We start from the raw sequence: 19,457 nt of genomic DNA, 5'->3' as shown, positions 1-19,457 counted from the left end.
CCACGCACGGGGGCCGGTGAGGTCCCGAGGGGGAGACATGGCGTATCTCGTCGAGCTGCCGGTCGGTACCGCGGACGGCCGCCCGGATGTCGTGAGGGTCGAGATCGAGCAGACCGCGGAGGGCCTGGTGCAGGTCGCCCGGCCGGGCCAGGTCGTGGCGCGCGCCACCCGGTCGCTGGGCGAGATGCTGGCCGGGGTGCGGCCGGTGGCGCAGGACTTCGTGGACGGCTTCCGCGACATGGTCCACGCGCCGGACGAGATTGGCATCGAGTTCGGGCTGTCGCTGTCCGCGGAGGCGGACGTGGTGATCTCCAGCACCTCGGCGCAGGCCAACTTCAAGGTCTCGCTGACCTGGCACCGGGCCCCGGCCGACGACGCGGGCGGGGGCGGTCGGCCGGTACCGGTGGAGCCCGCGCCGTGACGTCGCGGGCCACCGGGCCCGTCGAGGGGGCCGGGGCGCGGTCGCTGGACGCGGCGGTGCTGCGGGTCCGCGATGCGCTGAGCAGGCCGGTCGGTGCGGGCTTCCTGGTCGCGCCCGACCTGGCCCTCACCTGCGCGCACGTGGTCTCGGCGGCGCTCGCCGGCCAGGGCGTCGAGCCGGGGGTCGGGTCCTGGGTGTTCGTGGACCTGCCGTTGCTGCCGGCGTCGTCCGGGACGGGCGAGCCGGCCGTGGCGGGTGTGATGGCGGTCGTCGAGCACTGGGTGCCGCGGACGTCGGAGCGCGGTGGGGACGTCGCGGTGCTGCGGCTGGCCGCCCCGCTGGCCGGCGCCCACCCGCTCCGGCCCGTCGAGACCCGGAGCGAGAACGTCTGGGACCATCACGTGCGGGTGTTCGGGTTCCCGGTCGGACGGTCGGACGGGGTCTGGCACGCGGGTGTGCTGCGGGACCGCCAGGGCGGCGGGTTGCTGCAGGTCGACCTCGCGGCGCCCGGGGGCTACCGGGTCTCCGGGGGGTTCAGCGGGAGCCCGGTGTGGGACGCCGACCTCGGCGGGGTGGTCGGCATGGTGACGATCGCCGAGGCGACCGATCCCCCGGTGAGCTACCTGATCCCCACCGACGGCCTGATGGCGGCCTGGCCCGGGCTGCGGGCCGTCGCGCTGCCGCCGTCGCCGTTCCGCAGCCTGACCTCGTTCCAGGAGTCGGACGCACCGGTGTTCCACGGCCGGAACGCCGAGAGCGAGGAGGTCGCGCTCCTGACGGCCCGCGAGCGCTGGGTCACCGTGGTCGGCCCCTCCGGCTCCGGGAAGTCCTCGCTGGCCATGGCCGGGGTGGTGCCCCGGCGCCGGGCGGCCGGGGCACTGGCGGTGACCCTGCGGCCGGACTCCGGCAGCAGCCCGCTGTCGGCGCTGGCCGCCGCGTTGCTGCCGCTGCTGGAGCCGGAGCTGTCGCCGACGCAGCGCCTGGAGCGGGCCCCCGTCCTGGCCGCCCTGCTGGCCGGGCCACAGGGCATGGCCGACCTCGCACCCCGACTTCTGGAACGCCACGGGGCAAGTCAACTGCTTCTGGTGCTGGACCAGTTCGAGGAGCTCCTGGCGCGCGGCCGGTCCGCCGTCGACGAACTGGCCGCGGCGCTGTTCACCGACGCCCTGCCGAACACCGTCCGTGTCCTGACCACCCTGCGGGCCGACTTCCTGGAGGCGGCCCTCGCCCACCCGGGCCTCGGCCCGGTCATCGGCCGGCAGGTCTACGCGCTCGGCCCGATGAGCCGCGAGCAGCTGCACCAGGTCGTCACCGCGCCGGTCGACGCCGTCGCGGGGGTGCGCTACGCGCCCAACCTGGCCGAGCGCCTGCTGGACGACACCGGCGCCGAGCCGGGCGCGCTGCCGCTGCTGGGGTTCACCCTCGACCTGCTCTGGAAGCGCCAGGACGCCGGTCTGCTGACCCACCAGGCCTACGAGGCGCTCGGCGGCGTGAAGGGCGCACTGGGCGTCTACGCCAACGACGCCCTGCAACGGACGGTCTCGCCGGAGGACGAGAACGTGGCCCGCCGCCTCTTCACCCAGCTCGCCAGGGTGCCGCTGGGTTCGCTGGCGGCCACCCGCCGGACGGCGCTGCGCACCGACCTCGGCGAGGGCGAGTGGCGCATCGCCCAGCGGCTCGCCGGAGAGCGACTGCTGGTCACCGGCCGCAGCGCCGAAGGCGTGGAGACGGTGGAGCTCGCGCACGAGGCGCTGATCAACGCCTGGGAGAAGCTGCGGGCCTGGGTCGAGGAGGACCGTGCGTTCCTGGCCTGGCGGGAGGTCCTGCGGCACGACCGGGACCGCTGGGAGCGCGGTGGGCGCGACCGCGATCTGCTGCCGAACAAGAGCACGCTGGCGGGCGCCCAGCCCTGGTCGCACGGCCCGGTCGGGTATCTGAACGAGGCCGAACGGGACTACCTGGAACGCGGGCGCGTCCACCACCGGTCGCGCCGACGGAGGTGGCGGACGGTGGCCGCGGTGCTCTGCGTGCTCACGCTGCTGGCCGCGACGGGTGGCGTGCTCACCATGCGCCAACGGGACGCCACCGCGCAGGAGCGGGCGGCAGCGGACCGGCAGACCGCGGTCGTCAACTCCAAGGACCTGGCCGCGCGGGCGCAGGCCCTCGGCAGTACCGATCCCGGGCTGGCCACCCAGCTCGCGATCGCCGCCCACCGCACGTCCCCCACCCAGGAGGCCGCCGCCCAGCTGTACGACCTGGGCGGTTCGCTGGTGAACAGCGTCGTCGGCGAGGCCGGCAGCGGGGTCCTCGTCGTGGCGACCGCCGCCCGGGCACCCCTGGCCGCCGCCGTGAACGAGGACGGGGCGGTGCGGGTCTGGGACCTCACCGACCCGGCTGCACCGGTCCTCCGTTCGACCGTCGAGGTCGCTCCGACGGGCATCGCCCTCACCCCGGACGGGTCCCACCTGGCGGCCGCCTGCGGTCATGAGGGCGGCCTGTGCCTGTGGAGCCTCGCCGACCCCGCGAAGCCCGTGGTCGCGGCCAGGCTGCCGTTTCCGACCGACCCGGCGGAGGAGGAGACGAGCGTCCCCTCCATGGCCGTCAGTGCGGACGGCACCCTGCTCGCGTCGGCCTCGGGCAACGGCGACACCCGCCTGTGGTCGATCGCCCGGCCCAGCGCGCCCGAGCAGCTCGCCCGGCTGCGCAACCCGACCGGCCTCGGGCCGAACGCCCTCGCCGCCGTCGCGTTCTCGCCCCAGGGACATCTGCTCGCCAGCACCGTTCAAGGCGGCAAGACCCAGCTGTGGGATGTCGCCGACCCGGCGAATCCGGTCAACCCGGCCGCCCTGGACACCGGGTACAAGTCGATCGCGTTCAGCCCCGACGGTGGCATGCTGGCCGCCGGCAGCCAGCGGGAGGTCGGTCTTTGGCGAGTCGGGGATCCGGCCCACCCCGAGGCCGTCAGGGTCGCGATGGAGGGCTCCGCGAACGTGAGCGCGGTGGCCTTCAGCCAGGACGGCCGCCGACTGGCCTACGGTGGGACGGACGTGAAGGACCCCAAGGGCGATCTGTGCGTCGCCTCCGTGGCCCCGGAGGAGCTGAGCGACCTGGGGTCCGCGGCGTCGACCTGCATCAAGACGGCCGCCGGCCTCCAGGTCATGGCCGGGACCGTGGCCGGCGGGCTGGTGACCGCGGGCGACGACGGCGTGGTCCGCCGGTGGCGGTCCCCGGCACGGCAGGTCGACGAGGCCCGGTTGCCCGGTGGCCTCCCGTCCTGGTCGTTCAGCCCGGACGGACACCTGATGGCCGCGCCCCAGCAGGCCGCGGCGTCGATGCCGCCCCCGCGCACACAGTCTGTCGGGCTCTGGGACCTCACCCCGGCCACGGGCCCCGTCCTCCTGACGACCCTGCCGCTCTCGGTGCGGAGCACCGCTTTCATCCGTGCGGGAGCGCTGCTGACCATCGGCTGGGAGGGCGAGGTCCAGCTCTGGAACGTGAGCGATCCGAACCACCCGGTCAAGGCCGCCTCCCTGGGCACCGCCGACTTCCCCGCCACCCCGTCAGGCCTCGGTGACTGGATCATCACCCTCGGAGTGACCTGGGACGACGGCGGCCACCTGATGGCGGTGATCCGTGGCGGAGCACTCCACCTGTGGCGGATCACCGACACGCTCGACGCGGCGGAGGTCGGCTCGATCCCCGCTCCCGACGCTGGCGGCCACGACGCGGGCGTGCTGAACCACGGCCGCACGGCCTACCTGGCGAGCAAGGCCGGCTTCGACTGGTGGGACGTCAGCGACCCGGCGAAGCCGAGGCGCACCGGCTCCTCGGCGATCAAGCCCCCGGACGGCGTCACCGACCCCAGTGACGCGCTGAACATGGGCTCCGCGCTCTCCCGGGGCACCTCGGCCGGCACGGTCCTGGCCGTCACGAGTTCACCGGACGCCACCTGCAAGTGCGCGGCCCTTGAGCTGTTCCACTTCACCGGCGGCGGCGAGCCGACATCGCGGGTGACCGTGCCCGGGCTCTTCAACGACGCCTTGGGACTGAGCAGTGACAACCGGCTGCTCGCCGCCGGTGGCAACAGCGGGAACACGGTGTCCCTCTGGGACATCGCCGACCCGCAGCACCCCCGCCCCCAGACGACCATCCCGACGGTGCAGGACGTCAAGGGCATCGAATTCGCCCAGAGCGGCACGCTCATGACCATCTGGAACAGCACCACGCTGGAACTCTGGGAGGTCCGCGACCCCACCGCCCCCACCCGGGTGGCCTCCATCGCCAACCCGAGCGGCAACACGATCCGGGCGGTCGCGCTCGTGGCGGCCGGCCCCACGCTCCTCGTGGCCTCCAGCCACACCGTCTCGCTGGTCGACGCCGACCCCGCCAGGCTCGCCGACCGCCTGTGCTCCTACAGCACGGGTGCCGTCAGCCCCCCGCAGTGGCAGCGCTACGCGCCGCCCGGCCTCGCCTACCGGGACCCGTGCCCGAAGCGTTAGGCGCGCAGCTGCCGAAGGCCGCCCTCACACGTCGGCCGGCTGCGTTCGGACCGCGTCATGCTCCGCACGATGGGCGTGGGTTCGAGGCCGCCGACATCGGTCGGGTGCTCTCCTGGCCGGCCGAGCACGGGGGCTCTGGGCATGGCCGGGTACCCGGGTGGGACGGGTTCCAGAGTCGGTCGGCTTCGCCGCGGGCGACGTGGTCCTCGTAGATCCGCACCTTGTCCCGCATCACGTCCAGGGTCCCCTGCAGCTCCCGGATCTGCGCCTCCACATGGTCCTGGTGCCGGCGCAGCACCTCAAGCCGCTCGTGTTCGTTGCCCGGGCCCTGGCGGACCAGCTCGATGTACTGCCGGATCGCCGGCAGGGACATGCCGGAGGAGCGCAGCTTCGTGCAGATCGCCAGCCACTCCAGATCTTCCTCGTGATAGATCCGGCGGCCGTTGGACAGGCGGCGTACCGGGTTGGCGAACATGCCCTCCCGCTCGTAGAACCGCAACGCGTGCACGCTCAGCCCACTGCGCTGCGCCACCTCACCGATGCTCAGGTCCATGAGTGCCCTCCCTCACACAGTTGTTGATCTAGACCCGACTCTAGGGTCTAGCGTCGAGCCGTCGGCCCATCGGGTCATCGGAACAGGGGAGAGACATGAGTATCTGGTTCGTCACCGGGGCATCGCGGGGGCTCGGTGCGGCGATCACCCGTGAGGCGCTGGACCGAGGTCACAGCGTGATCGCCACCGCGAGGGACGCATCGGCGGTGCTCAAGGCGTACCCGCACAAGCCGGACGGACTGCTGGCGGTGAGCGCGGACGTGACCGAGCCGGAGCAGCTGACGGCTGCCGTGGAGGCCGGACTGTCCCGGTTCGGCCGGATCGACGTCGTTGTCAACAACGCCGGTTACGGCCTCGTCGGCGCGATCGAGGAGACCTCCGACCAGGCCGCGCGGGCACTGTTCGACGTCAACGTGTTCGGCGTGCTCAACACGCTGCGGGCGACCCTGCCGACCTTGCGCGCCCAGCGATCCGGACACGTCCTGAACATCGGCTCCGTAGGCGGTTTCGCCACCGCACCGGCGACCGGCCTGTACGGTGCGTCGAAATTCGCTCTCGAAGGCATCTCCGAAGCACTGCACGGCGAACTGGCCCCCCTCGGAGTCCGCGTCACGATCATCGAACCGGGCGGCTTCCGCACGGACTTCCTGGCCAGCTCCAGCGTTCAGGTCGAGCCGGCCGCCATCGCCGACTACACCGAGGCGGCGGGACCGGTGCGCGAAGCACTGGCCCACTACGACGGCCGCCAGCCGGGCGACCCGGTGAAGGCCGCCAAAGCCGTCGTCGACGTCACCGAGACCGCCGAGCCTCCGCTGCGCCTCCAGCTGGGCACGGACGCGGTCGAGCGCGTCGAGGCGAAACTGGATCTGGTACGGCGTGAACTCGACCAATGGCGCCACGTGGCACTCTCCACCTCCATCTGACGAACGAGCGAGTCCCTGCGCCGGTGCGGCGCTGTGGTCTCCGGCCGTCCCGGGTGGGCAGGAATCCTCCCGACCCGGGGCGGCCGTCCAAGCCGCGGGGTTGGCCGACGACGACAAGCCGACGGCCGGTGAAAGTCGTTTGCCGACCTGGCTGCCGCGTGGGTAGCGTCGCCGCTCGTGACCCCTACCCTGCGCACCGAGCGGCTGTTGCTGGAGCCCTACGTCCCCGGCGACGAGGAGGGCTTCGTCGCCCTGTTCCAGGACACCAGGGTGTCACGGTGGATGGGTGACGGCCCTGCCTCCGAAGCGGCGGACCGGGCCCTGTTCGGGCGGATCTTCACGAAGGTCTACGCCCAGGACCTGTTCGATGTCTGGGCCGTCCGCCGGGACGGAGTCCTGGTCGGGCACGCCGAGATCAAGCCGACCGACGCCACCGGAGGCCACGAGATCGTCTACGCCCTGGCGCCGGCCGCCTGGGGGCTCGGCCTCGGGACGGAGCTGGCCGAGGCGCTCACGGCCTACGGCTTCGGCGCCCTCGGGCTGACCGACGTCCACGCCACCGTGGCTGCGGAGAACGGGGCCTCGCTGACGCTGCTGGACGGCATCGGCTTCGAGCACGTCCGGGACATCGAAGAGGACGACGGCAGCACCACCCGCGTGCTGGTCCGCCGTCGGACCGGCTGAGCGGCTGAGCATGTGACCGACCGACGTCGGCCTACGCTCGTTCACCCTGGCGCTGTGGCAGGACGATGACCGCCCTCCCGGTGCGGAGGTCGACGGTCGAACGGGGCGGTGCGCCGTCGCTCTCCTCGTCCCGCAGCATCGTCTTCGACGCGCGTTCCTCCAGCTCGTACTCCTTGACGCTGCTCACCGTGGTGGTGAACACGTCGAGGGCCACGTTCGACAAGGACCGTTCCTTGCGTTCGCCCAGCCGCTTCTGAACAAAGCCGATGCGCCTGATCCGACGGGTGATGGTCTCCAGGAAGACGAAGAGCATCACCATCACGGCGAAGCCGGGAAACGACACCACCCACCACATCACCACGACCGGCCGACCCCCATGTCCCGACAGGGCTCTTGTCGCCCCGTCACCCACACATGGAACGGATCACGCGGTGGGAGGGTTCCACCGGTCGTGCGGTTTCCCGGAGCCGTTCGTCCGGCCGGACGGTGACCGGCGCCCGTCGGCCGCCGGCCGCCGGTCGTCCGTCGCTCGTCGGGCTATTCGGCGGGGATGCCGCGCAGGAGGAAGGGGAGGTGGGCGCCGCGGGAGAGGGCGGTGAGGGCCTGGGCGGCGCGGCGGTGCTGGTCGGTGGCCATGGTGTCGGCGAGTCGGTCGGGCTGGACCCAGTGCAGGGCGACGATCCGCTCGGGGGGTCGGTGGCGGGTGACGGTGGTTTCCTGGGCGCGGGTGAGGCGGCCGCCCCAGTAGACGAAGTTGACGCCTTCGGGGAGGAGTTGGGCGTCGACGTAGTCGGTGGCGAGGATGCTGCGCAGGGGGAGGACGAGGCCGGTTTCGGTCTCGGTGTGACGGCGGGCGGCGAGGTGGGGGAGTTCGTTGCGTTCGGCGCTGCCGCCGGGGAGGGTGCAGCCGTTCTTGTAGGTGGTTTCGACGAGCAGGACGGCGCCGTCGGTGTTGAGGACGAGGGCCTGGTGGCCGAGGCGGCGGCGGGGCGGGTTGGTGAGGATCTCGGGCAGCGGGTACAGCATTGCGGGCTCCTTGGGTGTGTGGATGGGGTTCACCGGCCGGGTCGGGGCTTCGACAGCCAGGTGAAGGAGGCGGGGAGGCCGGCGACGATGCCGGTCGTGAGAACCAGGCCGAAGACGAGGAGTCGGGGCGCGAGGGGCCCGTCCTGGATCGGCCGGCAGGCGAGCGCGGCGGCGCCGGCGCTGAGCGCGGGCACGGTGACGGTGACCGCGAGCAGCCTGAACGCCGCGCTCACGCCGCGCTGTTCGCGCGCGGCGGGCTCGGGTGCTGGACGGCGACGCGGCGGGGTTGGTCGAGCCGCTGGACGCTCTCGGGCCGGGTGGTCCACTCGCAACCGCCGCCCTCGGGCCGGAGGTAGGCGGCGCCGCCGAGGGTGTCCATGTAGACACCCTCGGCGGGCTGCCCGCCGGGGGAGCGATGGGCGAGGTCACGGACGACCTCGCCGACGGCGGGCTGGTACACGGGCATGCGGGGGCCACGGGGCATGGGGGCTCCATTGGTCGCTCTGGGTTCCCGAGTTCTTACCGGGTGTAGCCATGGTGGCCCGATCGGCTCTACGATGGCCAGGGTCTAACCCTTGACTGTTTCGGCCGGTTAGAGGTGGCAAAGCCCATGCAGCACAGTGAGCCTGACCCGACGTCGTCTCCACTTGCTCGCTTTGGCGTAGAGCTTCGCAGGTCACGGCGAGCCATGAGATGGTCGCAGACGGAACTGGGGCGGAGGATGGGCTTCTCGAACGCCATGGTCTCGTACGTCGAACGAGCGAAGAAGCCCGTAACCCATAACTTTGCTGTTAGGGCTGACGAGGTATTCGAGACCGGAGGCACCTTCTACGAGCTGTGGAGGCGCTACTCGCGCGCCAGCCTGCTTGAGGGATTCGCCGAGTTCGCGGAGGCCGAGGCGAGGTGTCGGCGCCTGCGTACGTTCGAGTTGGGCGTGATCCCTGGCCTGTTCCAAACACCTGTTTATGCCGCGTCACTTGAGGCTGCAAGCGTCCGTCGTGGCAGCATCAGCCAGGAGCAGGCCGATGAGCGTGTGGCGTTCCTCGCCCAACGCCAACAGCTGCTGAACCAGAAGGCTCCGCCAACCATCCATGCCGTCTTGGATCAGAGCTGTCTTCTGAGGCCCATCGGGGGGAGCGGGGTGATGCGCACTCAACTCGATCATCTTGAGTCACTTGCCAGTCGGCCGAACATCACCGTTCAGGTTGCACCGTTCGATCTTGCTGAGCATCGTCCCTTCATGCTGCCCGTGGTCCTGCTCACTCTGCCGGATCGATCAGTGGTCGGCTACGCAGAGTCCCAGCTTCGGGGGTACCTGGAACGAGGTCGCACAGCCATTGCAGCGTGGGAAGAGGACTACGATCAGCTGCAGGTGGAGTCGCTATCCACGGCGGCCTCACTCGCCATGATCCGCGCTGTTCGGAAGGACCTTGAATGACGCCCATCAACCTGACCGGCGCCCGATGGGTGAAGTCGCGACACAGCGGCAACGGCGGGAACTGTGTCGAGATCTCGCCTGACTTTCCCGGTCTGACCCCTGTCCGTGACTCCAAGGACCCCGAGGGCCCTGCACTTGTTTTCCCCGCCGCTGCCTGGCAGTCGTTCGTCGCCGGCGTTCAGGCGGGCGAGTTCGGCGCCGTCTGAGTCGACCCGCGAGCGAGGACCCCGACCGGCATTCCGGTCGGGGTCCTTCTTGGCGTGCAAACTCGCGTGGATGTGGTGCGGGAACGGCCAGTTGCGGGGTGTCCGCAGTCCGTCGGCATGGGTATCTTGAGCATGCGTTCGACCTGTCTGACGGGAAAGGACCCCGAGGCCATGCCTGTTGATCTCGGCGCTGCCAGGTGGCACAAGAGCATGTACAGCGACAACGGGGGAGAGTGCCTGGAGGCCGCCACCGGTGTCCCCGGTCTGATTCCCGTGCGTGATTCGAAGGACCCCGAGGGTGCGGCGCTGATCTTCCCTGCCGAGGCGTGGCAGTCGTTCGTCATCGCCGTCCGAGCCGGCGAGTTCGGCACGGTCTGAGCAGACCATCCTGATGGGCCCAAGGATGAAAGGAGTTGACCCCATGAACCCCGACCTGTCCTGCGCGTCCTGGGTCAAGTCGTCGTACTCCACCAACGGTGGCGAGTGCCTGGAGGTCTCCGCGAGCTTCCCGGGCGCCGTTCCCGTCCGTGACTCCAAGGACCCCGAGGGCCCGGCGCTCGTCTTCCCTGCCAAGGCGTGGCAGTCGTTCCTCGCGGCTGTCCGGGCGGGCGAGTTCGGCGCTGTCTGAGCCGGTTGGCTTGGTTCACGGGAACCAGGAGCAGTTGAGGGCTGCGGGCAGTGCGGGCCCCTGCCGAGTGGCAGGGGCCCGCGGTGTGGAGGGCCGAGGGACCGCTCCTCGATGAGCGGCGTCCTGGCCGGTACCGCCTACCGGCGGCCCGGCCTCACTTCAGGTGCCGGGTGAAGAACTGGGCCGCGGCGTCCCCGGCGAACTGCGGCACGCCGGTGTGTCCGCCCATATTGGCGTTCAGGGTCTTCTCCTTGGAGCCGAAGGCGTCGAACAGGTCCAGGGCCGCCTGCCGGTCGTTCCCTTCGTCGTCCCACTGCAGCAGGACGTGCAGGGGAATGGTGACCTGGCGGGCCTCCTCGAAGATGGCGCGAGGCACGAAGCTGCCGGCGAAGAGTCCGGCGGCCACGATGCGCGGCTCGACCACCGCGAGGCGGACGCCGATGGAGATCACTCCCCCCGAGTACCCGACCGGGCCGCCGATCTCGGGCAACGACAGGAGGGCGTCGAGGGCGGCCTGCCATTCCGGGACGGCCTTGTCGACGAGCGGGAGGACGAGGGCGTCGATGATCTCGTCGCTGACCGGCTCGCCGGCTTCCATGGCCCGGCGCAGGTCGGCGCGGGCCTGATCGACGGCGGCCCAGCGGGGCCGGTCGCCGCTCCCGGGGAGCTCGATCGTGGCCGCGGCGAAGCCGTCCGCCGCGGCGTGCCGGGCCCGCGCCACCAGTCGGGGGTGCATCCTGCGCAGTCCGAGCGGGGGGTGGCCGAGCAGGATCAGCGGCACCGGGGCGGATGCGGACGCGGGCGTCCACAGGATGCCGGGGATCTCGCCGAGGGTGAATTCGCGTTCGAGGACGCCGTCGTCGAAACGCTGTTCGGAAGTGAAGTGCACGGGTCGTGCCTTTCGGGAGTGCTCTGGAACGGCGCTCCCGGACGACCTATCGTCCGACCGTGGCCACGGAGGGGAGCACCCATGTCGATACTGCGTTCACGGGTACCACCTCCTCGTTCTCTCGCACGGCCTCCGGAAACGTAGCAGTGGTCGCAGCAGCCCGGCAACCGGATTTCTGCGGGCCGGACGGGCGCGGCCCTGCTGTACCCCCGCCCGGCCCGCAGCCCATCGTGGTCGCACGTTGGGAAGGACCGAGGGTCCCTCGACCAGGCGTCGGGCCACCGCTAGGGAGCGTATTTGGTCGTGATCAAGGAATGGTCTTGGCGAGGTCCTTGATCCAGATCATCGAGGCGCGGAGGTGGAGGCCAGCGAGGTAGCTCTCGGGCTTCTTGTCGAGCCGGGTGGCGATGCCCCGCCAGGCCTTCAGCCTGTTGATCAGGCGCTCGACGGTGTTCCGCTCCTTGTAGAGCTCGACGTCGTGGCCGACTGGCCGACCACCCCTGCCGCCCTTCTTCTCTCGATTGGCGGCCTGGTCCCTCTTCTCCGGGATGACAGCCTTGATACCGCGATTGCGCAGGTGGGAGCGGTTGCCGCGGGAGGAGTAGGCCTAATGGGAAACGAAGGACGGCAGCGGCACCTCAGGTTCGCCTGGGTATCAGAGCCGGTCTTCGTGGCACGGACCGAGCCTTTGAGTATGCCCGGACCTCGGAGTCCTTAGACAAGACGAGGCCGGCTCCGTGCTCATCGCGACGAGCCCGAGACAGTCAGCTGGCTACGCAGGCCGTGGCGATGTTCGCTGGTCGTAGTCCGAGCCGGTTGTGCGGGTCACCTCTTTCCATTGCGTGAGTATTCAGCGCTGCAGCAGACCGAGGGCCGCACCTCCCGCTGGGGTTGCGAACGGCTGGTGGGATGACGTGCCTTGAGCACTTCCATTAGGGAGCACGCGCGCCCTGCACAGGCTCTGACCAGGGAAGACGTCGAACGAGGAGGGCCGCATGGAGCTCACAGTGCGATCCACGCCAGTGTTCTGCGGGGTGGACTGGGCCGAGGACCATCACGACATCGCGCTGGTAGACGCCGGCGGAACGCAACTCGCCAAGGCACGAATCACTGACGATGTCGCCGGCTTCGCGCAGCTCAGCGATCTGTTGCTGGAGCACGGCGACAGCGCGCAGGCGCCGATCCCGGTCGCGATCGAGACCTCCCGCGGACTCCTCGTCTCCTGCTTGCGGGCCTCCGGCCGCCCCGTCTACGCGATCAATCCGCTTTCGGTCGCACGCTACCGGGAGCGGTATTCGGTCGCCCGGAAGAAGTCGGACTCCGTCGACGCAGCCGCCTTGGCCAACATCTTGCGGACCGACATGGCCGCCCACCGGCCGCTGCCCGCGGATTCCGAACTTGTGCGGGCCATCGCCGTGCTTGCCCGTGCCCAGCAGGACGCCGTATGGGACCGCGGCCAGGCCCACAACAAGCTCCGATCCCAGCTGAGGGAGTTCTACCCGGCCATCCTGACGGCCTTCGCCGACCACAAGCAGGGCCTGTGCTCGCGAGAGGCCCGCTCGATACTGGCCGCTGCTCCGACACCGACGGCAGCGGCAGGCCTGACGCGACGCAAGCTGCAAGCCCTCCTCGCACAGGCAGGTCGAGTCCGTGGGATCCAGGCCGAGGCCGACAGACTCCACGAGGTCTTCCACCGTGACTACCTCCACCAGCCCCCGCGGGTCGAGGCAGCCCTGGGACAGCAGACCACTGCTCTCCTGCGACAGCTGAACACCGCTTGCCTCAACGCCGACCAACTCGAGGCAGCCGCCGGCCAGGCCTTCGAAGAGCATCCGGACGCGCCGATCATCCGCGGCTTTCCCGGCCTGGGCGCCTTGACCGGAGCGCGTGTGCTGGCCGAGATCGGCGACGACCGGACCCGATTCGCGAGCGCCGAGTCGCTGAAGGCATACGCCGGAAGCGCCCCAGTCACACGAGCCAGTGGGAAGAGCCGCGTCGTCATGAACCGGCGTGTCAAGAACCAGCGCCTGGCCGCCGTCGGCTACGTGTGGGCCTTCGTCTCACTCACCAAGTCGCCCGGAGCCAGAGCTCACTACGACCGCCGCAGACAGGCCGGCGACCGCCACGTCGCCGCTCAGCGGAACCTGTTCAACCGTTTGATCGGCATGCTCTTTCACTGCCTTCAGCACGGGCAGGCATACGACGAGGCGAAGGCATTTCCCATCCCGCCATCGGAGGACCGATCCGCTGCTGCAGCTTGACGCTTATCCGCGTGGGATGTCTTGTCCGCGGCGACCGCGCCGGGCCGGGTGCGGGGCCGGCCGACCGGCCCGCGCACCCGCACCTTCTTCAGCACGGGGATGAACTGCGGGCTGTCGGCGGCCTGCCCCTCGGTCAGGACAAGGGCCAGCGGACGGCACCTGCGCTCGCCGGCGACGTGGACCTTGCTGGTCTGCCCGCCCCTGGACCGTCCGAGCAGGGCGGCCTTCAGGCGGAGCTTGCGTCGGCGTCGGACGCGTCGCCGCTCGTCCCGTTCCGGGTCGTCTGCGGTGTCCTGCCCGTCTTGTTCCTTCGGGCCTCCCCCTTTTGCCGGGCCTTCTCCGCCTCCTCGGCCGCCTTCTCCAGGTCGGCCAGCGTGTCCGGGTCGAGGTGCATCCCGGCGGCGTCGTGGTGAGCTCGGACGGTGGTGGAATCCACGCTGACCAGCGACAGGTCCACCTCACCCCGCTTCGCGGCCTCCGCGATCGCGCCCTCCAGCAGGGCCTTGAAGACCCCGGCGTCCCTCCACTGCCGGAAGCGGTTGTGGACCGTCGACCAGGCCCCGAACTCCTGAGGCACCTCCCTCCACTGGCCGCCCGTCCGAAACCTCCAGATCACGCCCTCGAACTGCTGGCGCAGCCGCTCGGGGTACGGGCCGTACTCGCCGATCGGCAGGTACGGCCCGATGAACTCCCACTCGGTGTCAGTCAGTTGCACTCGCGTCACGCAACACGGTCTACCGGATCAGGCGCGACCACGAGGGCGAATCCCACAGATTGATCACGACCCGATACCCGCCCTAGCGACGCCGCGAGAGGCCGAACTGACCCAGCCGGCCTGCCCATCCGTGGAAAGCCACGCGTTCCCTGCACGGCGTCATACCGTCACGACGTGCTGCGTGCTCCCATAGTTGGCGTGGCTTTGGCGACACGAGAGTCATCCTGGAACACTCGCCGCCTTCGAAGCGCCACCGGCCCGCTGTGTCGTCAACGTTCACCACGCTCAGCTGACCCACTGACGGATTCGACGAGATGCGGCATCCCCGATATCAGTTCCGTCCACCTCCACCTATTCCAACAGGTGCGCCTTTCTCATCTTGTCAAGAAGTGCGTTGAAATCATCCTTCAGCCCGCGAATGTCCGTCGCATTCGAGTCCATCTGTTTTCCCGCACGCTGTGGAAGCGGCTCAATGCACCATTTGTTTTCATTCAAGTCATAGATCGTCTGCCAAACTAGGTGATTATCGTTAGTCAGCCTTCCAACACTCTGGGGTTGGTTGTTCCAGGGATCCTGCTGACCGGAGACATTGTCCTTCGGGTTCAACGGGCCGCCGGCGATGTAGGCGGTCAGCCGATACAGGAAGCCATTGGCGTGCGTCGGCCTGACGGTGTGCCCTATGTGGTAGTGCTTCCCGGGAACCCAGGCAAGAGCCAGCTGTCCCTGTCCACACGCAGCCTGCACCGCCCACCCGATCGGGCCGTCGCGCCCTGTATCTCTAACGGCATTGAGGATCAGATCACCCGGGCGGTAGAAGTTGCAGCTACCCACAGGGACATTGAAGGGATCCCCGTTAGGAACAACACAGATTCGCCGCTCACCGTAGATGTAGTTTCCAATCCAGGCTTCCCGAAGCATCAGCGCGCCGGGAAACGGACCGTTTTCGTATGCGGTTTGATAGTACGTATGGAACTGCCCATTACTGATAAGGGACGTTTCTATCCTGCCCTTGAGAGGGTCACGAGGTTCGTGAGGGTTGTCAGGATCCGGAGCTGGCAGGACTTCAGTACGGAAGAGGGAATCCCCTGCGGCTTCCAACTTGCCGTCCACCGTCATAGACTGAATATCCTGAATGATCAGGGAATTTCCATTATTTCCGAGGATGTTGGACGTTACGACCGTGGGCTCCAGTTTACCCAAGCATTTCCATGTCACATCGCCATCTTGCGTCAGGCTCCCTTTCATTGTTTTCCAATTGGGTTCACCACTGTCGCCAGGAAGAACCACCCCGCGTGTACGCCCGGCATTTTGCGCTAGATATTTGTATCCTTGCGCTATAGATCCTTTTCCGCCAGTCCTCAGCTCGCCCTCGTCGATGTCGAGCCCACCGGAGACGATCCGATACAGTTGCACTTCGGAAAAGTTATTGAGCACTTTCAGGGCAGAGGGTCCAGATCCTCCCCTGACGGCGCCATAACCCCAGTACGTTGAGTCCGGGGTGATATCCATGTCCCCTCCGACTACAGCGATATGCCCTCCCTTGAATACCGCTGGTGCATTCCCCTCGGCGTAGCAGCCGACGAACACAGAGTACGCCGGAGAACTACCGCGCTCGCAGCTGATGTTTCGGTGCTTGTTTGCGTCCGTGTGACACGAAACGAAGGTGCAGCCCAAAAACGAGTTGTCATGAATTCCATCACGCCCATTATCTGTGGCGGAAACATTCATGACCAGCATGGTATTGGTATTTTCGTTACCCTTGCTGCCGATGTCGAGCCCATGCTGGCCATTGCCATAGATAAGGCAATCACGTATCTGTGTGAGGTTGGCATTAACTTCCGGCGTGAAGCCAGCCTTCGGGTAGCTTGCGTATATCGTTATCCCGTTACGCCTGAAGCCGGCGATCCGCACCTTTTCGATCCACGTGCCGCCCGCCAGAACTCGTACGCCATCCATCTCCGGGGTCTGATGGAGGTCGGTGGTATCCCTCCCCTGTAGGGGTTTCGACTCAAGGGTGAACTGGCGAAGCACAGCATAGTCAGCACGACCGCGGTCGGGCGATCCGGCCCCGGTCGAATAGCCCGTCAGGGCAATTGCGCAATAAACGGCCTCTCCGGCGCCTGTTGCTCCGACTTGGCCGATGCTGCCTCCGATACCTGGAAGGATCGGAGGGACGTGTGCAGGGGGGTCAAGGGGATTAGTCCTGGTGGAAAGGTTGAAGTCGCCGCTTTCAACATCCGCTTTTATTCGGGAAGTTCCTCTGAAGCCGAAGCCGGCTCCCTCTAGAATGCAACCGTTCGAGACGACAAGGGGCTTCGTAATCCGGTAGTCGCCCGGTGGAAGGTAGACGACTTTGCCGTCGGACAACGGGGCATTCGTCATCCTTTCGAGTCGCATTGCGCAGTCCAGGGCATCTTGGAGCGCGTCCGTGTCGTCGGCCTTTCCATCTCCTGCCGCTCCGAAGTCGAGCACGTTCAGCCGCGTGTCGCGGCGGGGCCGGATTGTCACCATGCCCGAAGCGTCACAGTCGCCGATCCAGTTCGGAGCGCTGATGCAGACTTCTTTCGGATCGCCGCTCACGGCGTTAGCGCGCACGAGTTTTCCCGCATTGTTGACGCCAACCGCGCAAGGCTTTCCGGGGCCTAGGCCGCCGAAAGCAGCGCCGCCTATTTGGAAAACAACACCGCCTATTTGAACGTCGACGTCCTTTGTGGCCAACGCCTTCCGCAGAGCAATCCCGAAGAGCGGAAGGGTATGCAATGTCTCGTCGTCGGGGTTGTCGCTCTGCTGGACAGCAGGGGTGACAGCAGGGGTGACGGCAGGGGGGACGGCATGGGTGGCCGGTGCTCCGGTGATGCGGACCACTTGGCCAGCTGTAATGTCCAGTGCGGCTTTCATGGTGACGGTGACGGTGGCGACGTCCATCGGAACTTCTCTTCCGTTGAGACTTCGTTGGCAAACGCAGGTCCAGGGAACACGTCAGTTCCGGGGCGGCCTCAGCGGAGGCCGGGCGGTGGTCCGCGCTAATCGGCACCGGGGTATTACTGAACCCTCTATGAGCGCCTCCTCCAACGATAGACGCGCCGAGTCGTGTCGGCGATCAGAGACGCCCCTGAAGATCGCGCACTACCTCCGGGGCGGCTTGGTCCGGCACCGCAAAGGGCGACGCCAAACGCGCCCGTGGCGACGCCCTCGTTTCCATGAGCTCAGGCCCCTCTGCCACGTCCCGGCTCGGCGCGTCCGGCCAGTTCGACTCGAAGACGGTGCAGGCTCTCGCCGCAGGGTTTCGACAGAGTTGCTCGATGTTCGGTTCGTGACCACGTGAGTCCGAGCAGGCTGAGCGGTCGGCGGCATCGCGGGCATTGTGCCGAAGGGCGGAAGCGATGCTGGTCTTGCCGCTCAGGCGGCGGGCACCGATGACTAGGGACGGGCGCTCCACTGGTCACCCGGGACCCAGTTGCCGTGGAGGCCGAGGGGGATCCGCACGGGAAGGTGGACGCGGGCGACCGGCTCGCCCGTGAAGTCCTGGGCGGACAGGATCACCAGATCCGCCGCGCCGCGCTCGGGGTCGTGCACGTACGCCATCACATATCCGTCGTCCTCGGCGACGGACGACTCCGCGGGGACGAACACGCCCTCGCCCACGGCCCCGAACCGGCCGAACTCGTGCGCCTCGGTCGTACCGCGTACCAGGTCGTGCTTGAGGAGCGCACTGCTGAACCCCTCGTTCGGCCGCGGGTCCCCGGGACCGGTGGGCGGCGCGTACATCTCGACCGCGGCCGAGTACCCGTACCGGTGAGGGCGTGCGACGCGACGGGAGTCGACCCGGGGGAACTCCTGGATGCGGTCGTCCAGCCGGTCTTCTCGAACCTTTCCGGCGACCAGATCGACCCGCCAGCGGTCCAGAGTGGGACGGCTGGTGCCGAAGTCCCTGATGGTGAAGCCATCGGGGTGCCGGACGATGTCGATGACCACGTCCGTGCCGTCCTCGTAGGCGTTGAGCGTGTGACCCACCAGGCTGGGGGCGACCTCGAACCAGCGCACCTCGCCGCCCGTGCGTGGCATCACACCCACCCGCGCCTGGTGGGATTCGTCCCAGACGAAGGGGACTCCGGTCGGCAGCTGAGCGGCGCTGAACACCACCGGGGCGTCGAAGAGGATCACATGGTGTTCGGTCAGCGCGAAGTCGTGCATGTAGGGATTCCCGGGCGTGTGGATCAGCGTGGTCCGCACCACCGTGCCGGATTCGTTCATCACGATGTGCTGGACGTGCTGCGAGCCGTACAGGAAGGCGAGCGAGTGCAGTTCCCGGGTGTGCGGGTCGAAGACGGAATGGGCGTTGGCGCTGTAGCCCTCCGGAGTCGCCCCGAGATCACAGGGGCCCACCGTGTCGAGGTCGTAGCTGAGTTCGTACGGGCGTATCCCGCCCTCCAGCAGGGCGAACGTGCGGCCCGCGAGCCCCGCGACCTGCACGTTCGGCGCCATGTCCAGCCGCTCGTCGACGGGAGTCCCACGCCGTGGTTCCCCCAGCCGGTCGGCGACGGAGGACGAGCGCACCCAGCGGTTGCGGTACCACGCGGCACGGCCGTCGCGGATGCGGACGCCGTGCACCATGCCGGCGCCGAGCGTCCAGATGTGGGCGGCGGGGTCCTCGATGCCGAGCGGGTTGGGGCCGTTTCGCAGATAGCGGCCGTTGAGGTGGGCCGGGATCCGGCCGGTGACCGGCAGGTCTAACGCGGTGACCTCCTCGGTGACCGGCGCGAAACTCCCCGACAGATAACGGTTGATCGTCATGACGTCCGTCCTTGTCCCTGCTCGTCGGCGAGGAACGCCTGTCCCACCGCCGTCATCAGTGTGGTGAAGCGGCGAGCCGCGGCCTCCGGCGGGAAGTGGCCGGCGATCTCCAGGCTCACCGCCCCATGTGCCGCCGCCCAGAGGATCTTTGAGATCTCGTGCGCGTCTCTCGGCCCGAACACGCCGGACTCGATGCAGGCCTGAACGGCTGCCACGGAGGCGTCGAAGGCGCTCTCGGCCGCACCCAGGGCCTCGGCACTCGGCCGGAAGCCGGGCACCGTCTGCTCGAACATCACCCGGTAGTAGGCCGGTTCGGCCAGTGCGTTTGCACGGTAGGCGGTCGCGAGGTCGTTGAGTCGAGTCAACGGGTCCTCTGCCCGGGGGACTTGTTGCTGCACCCGCCGCAGGCGGGCGAACCCC

At 68.7% G+C, this 19,457-nt stretch carries 18 protein-coding genes and 2 pseudogenes; 9 read left to right on the top strand and 11 right to left on the bottom strand.

The window, feature by feature from the left end:
• The first annotated feature begins 37 nt into the window (after nt 1–37).
• Both ACFVYI_RS04825 and ACFVYI_RS04820 read left to right on the top strand, forming a co-directional pair.
• A complete protein-coding gene (locus ACFVYI_RS04825) occupies nt 38–421 on the top strand; it encodes a CU044_2847 family protein (RefSeq protein ID WP_387881596.1) in 384 nt (127 codons plus the stop codon).
• Complete coding sequence (locus tag ACFVYI_RS04820) at nt 418–4,920, top strand: trypsin-like peptidase domain-containing protein (RefSeq protein ID WP_387881594.1); 4,503 nt, start codon at nt 418–420, stop codon at nt 4,918–4,920. The genes ACFVYI_RS04825 and ACFVYI_RS04820 overlap by 4 nt, the downstream gene beginning before the upstream one ends.
• A gap of 55 nt (nt 4,921–4,975) precedes the next feature.
• Here ACFVYI_RS04820 and ACFVYI_RS04815 read toward each other — a convergent pair whose 3' ends face one another.
• Nucleotides 4,976–5,473 (bottom strand): MerR family transcriptional regulator, encoded by a 498-nt coding sequence (locus ACFVYI_RS04815; RefSeq protein ID WP_387881592.1) that lies wholly within the window; start codon nt 5,471–5,473, stop codon nt 4,976–4,978.
• A 95-nt stretch (nt 5,474–5,568) separates the two neighbouring features.
• Between ACFVYI_RS04815 and ACFVYI_RS04810 the strand changes: the two genes are divergently transcribed.
• Together ACFVYI_RS04810 and ACFVYI_RS04805 are read left to right on the top strand one after the other, a co-directional pair.
• Nucleotides 5,569–6,396, top strand: a complete 828-nt coding sequence (locus ACFVYI_RS04810; RefSeq protein ID WP_387881590.1) for an oxidoreductase — start codon at nt 5,569–5,571, stop codon at nt 6,394–6,396.
• A 177-nt stretch (nt 6,397–6,573) separates the two neighbouring features.
• Complete coding sequence (locus ACFVYI_RS04805) at nt 6,574–7,080, top strand: GNAT family N-acetyltransferase (RefSeq protein WP_387881588.1); 507 nt, start codon at nt 6,574–6,576, stop codon at nt 7,078–7,080.
• Nucleotides 7,081–7,111: 31 nt separating this feature from the next.
• Here ACFVYI_RS04805 and ACFVYI_RS04800 read toward each other — a convergent pair whose 3' ends face one another.
• The 4 genes from ACFVYI_RS04800 to ACFVYI_RS04785 form a co-directional block, all read right to left on the bottom strand.
• The gene (locus ACFVYI_RS04800; RefSeq protein WP_387881586.1) at nt 7,112–7,426 is read right to left on the bottom strand and encodes a DUF6191 domain-containing protein; all 315 of its coding nucleotides are present in this window, start codon (nt 7,424–7,426) and stop codon (nt 7,112–7,114) included.
• Nucleotides 7,427–7,617: 191 nt separating this feature from the next.
• Nucleotides 7,618–8,106, bottom strand: a complete 489-nt coding sequence (locus ACFVYI_RS04795) for an NUDIX domain-containing protein (protein ID WP_387881584.1) — start codon at nt 8,104–8,106, stop codon at nt 7,618–7,620.
• A gap of 29 nt (nt 8,107–8,135) precedes the next feature.
• On the bottom strand, nt 8,136–8,339 hold the full coding sequence (locus ACFVYI_RS04790) for a hypothetical protein (protein ID WP_387881582.1): 204 nt from the start codon (nt 8,337–8,339) through the stop codon (nt 8,136–8,138).
• A complete protein-coding gene (locus ACFVYI_RS04785) occupies nt 8,336–8,590 on the bottom strand; it encodes a hypothetical protein (RefSeq protein ID WP_387881580.1) in 255 nt (84 codons plus the stop codon). The genes ACFVYI_RS04790 and ACFVYI_RS04785 overlap by 4 nt, the downstream gene beginning before the upstream one ends.
• 126 nt (nt 8,591–8,716) lie before the next feature.
• On the opposite strand from ACFVYI_RS04785, the gene ACFVYI_RS04780 reads away from it, so the two are divergent.
• The 4 genes from ACFVYI_RS04780 to ACFVYI_RS04765 all read left to right on the top strand — a co-directional run bounded on the left by ACFVYI_RS04780 (nt 8,717) and on the right by ACFVYI_RS04765 (nt 10,378).
• Nucleotides 8,717–9,544 (top strand): helix-turn-helix domain-containing protein, encoded by an 828-nt coding sequence (locus ACFVYI_RS04780; RefSeq protein ID WP_387881578.1) that lies wholly within the window; start codon nt 8,717–8,719, stop codon nt 9,542–9,544.
• A complete protein-coding gene (locus tag ACFVYI_RS04775; protein ID WP_387881576.1) occupies nt 9,541–9,750 on the top strand; it encodes a DUF397 domain-containing protein in 210 nt (69 codons plus the stop codon). The genes ACFVYI_RS04780 and ACFVYI_RS04775 overlap by 4 nt, the downstream gene beginning before the upstream one ends.
• Nucleotides 9,751–9,921: 171 nt before the next feature.
• On the top strand, nt 9,922–10,128 hold the full coding sequence (locus ACFVYI_RS04770; protein WP_387881574.1) for a DUF397 domain-containing protein: 207 nt from the start codon (nt 9,922–9,924) through the stop codon (nt 10,126–10,128).
• A 43-nt stretch (nt 10,129–10,171) separates the two neighbouring features.
• The gene (locus ACFVYI_RS04765) at nt 10,172–10,378 is read left to right on the top strand and encodes a DUF397 domain-containing protein (RefSeq protein ID WP_387881572.1); all 207 of its coding nucleotides are present in this window, start codon (nt 10,172–10,174) and stop codon (nt 10,376–10,378) included.
• Nucleotides 10,379–10,532: 154 nt separating this feature from the next.
• Here the strand turns inward: ACFVYI_RS04765 and ACFVYI_RS04760 are convergent, their stop codons facing one another.
• Together ACFVYI_RS04760 and ACFVYI_RS04755 are read right to left on the bottom strand one after the other, a co-directional pair.
• A complete protein-coding gene (locus ACFVYI_RS04760; RefSeq protein WP_387881570.1) occupies nt 10,533–11,267 on the bottom strand; it encodes an alpha/beta hydrolase in 735 nt (244 codons plus the stop codon).
• A gap of 307 nt (nt 11,268–11,574) precedes the next feature.
• A pseudogene (locus ACFVYI_RS04755) lies at nt 11,575–11,874 on the bottom strand (transposase); the annotation flags it as partial.
• 388 nt (nt 11,875–12,262) lie between these two features.
• Here ACFVYI_RS04755 and ACFVYI_RS04750 point away from each other — a divergent pair.
• Entirely contained in the window at nt 12,263–13,528 is a 1,266-nt protein-coding gene (locus tag ACFVYI_RS04750) for an IS110 family transposase (RefSeq protein WP_387881568.1), read from the top strand.
• A gap of 20 nt (nt 13,529–13,548) precedes the next feature.
• Here ACFVYI_RS04750 and ACFVYI_RS04745 read toward each other — a convergent pair.
• The 4 genes and pseudogenes from ACFVYI_RS04745 to ACFVYI_RS04730 all read right to left on the bottom strand — a co-directional run.
• A pseudogene (locus ACFVYI_RS04745) lies at nt 13,549–14,252 on the bottom strand (IS5 family transposase); the annotation flags it as partial.
• Between the two features lie 342 nt (nt 14,253–14,594).
• Nucleotides 14,595–17,168, bottom strand: a complete 2,574-nt coding sequence (locus tag ACFVYI_RS04740; RefSeq protein ID WP_387881566.1) for a glycosyl hydrolase family 28-related protein — start codon at nt 17,166–17,168, stop codon at nt 14,595–14,597.
• A 495-nt stretch (nt 17,169–17,663) separates the two neighbouring features.
• Nucleotides 17,664–19,037, bottom strand: coding sequence for a carotenoid oxygenase family protein (locus ACFVYI_RS04735; protein ID WP_387881564.1), 1,374 nt, complete (start codon nt 19,035–19,037; stop codon nt 17,664–17,666).
• On the bottom strand, nt 19,034–19,435 hold the full coding sequence (locus tag ACFVYI_RS04730; RefSeq protein WP_387881562.1) for a TetR-like C-terminal domain-containing protein: 402 nt from the start codon (nt 19,433–19,435) through the stop codon (nt 19,034–19,036). The genes ACFVYI_RS04735 and ACFVYI_RS04730 overlap by 4 nt, the downstream gene beginning before the upstream one ends.
• Nucleotides 19,436–19,457 lie beyond the last annotated feature (22 nt).

Origin of the sequence: Kitasatospora sp. NPDC058218, from assembly GCF_042882445.1 — a bacterium.
Taxonomy (GTDB): Bacteria; Actinomycetota; Actinomycetes; order Streptomycetales; family Streptomycetaceae; genus Kitasatospora.
This window is presented reverse-complemented; position numbering and strand designations above follow the sequence as displayed.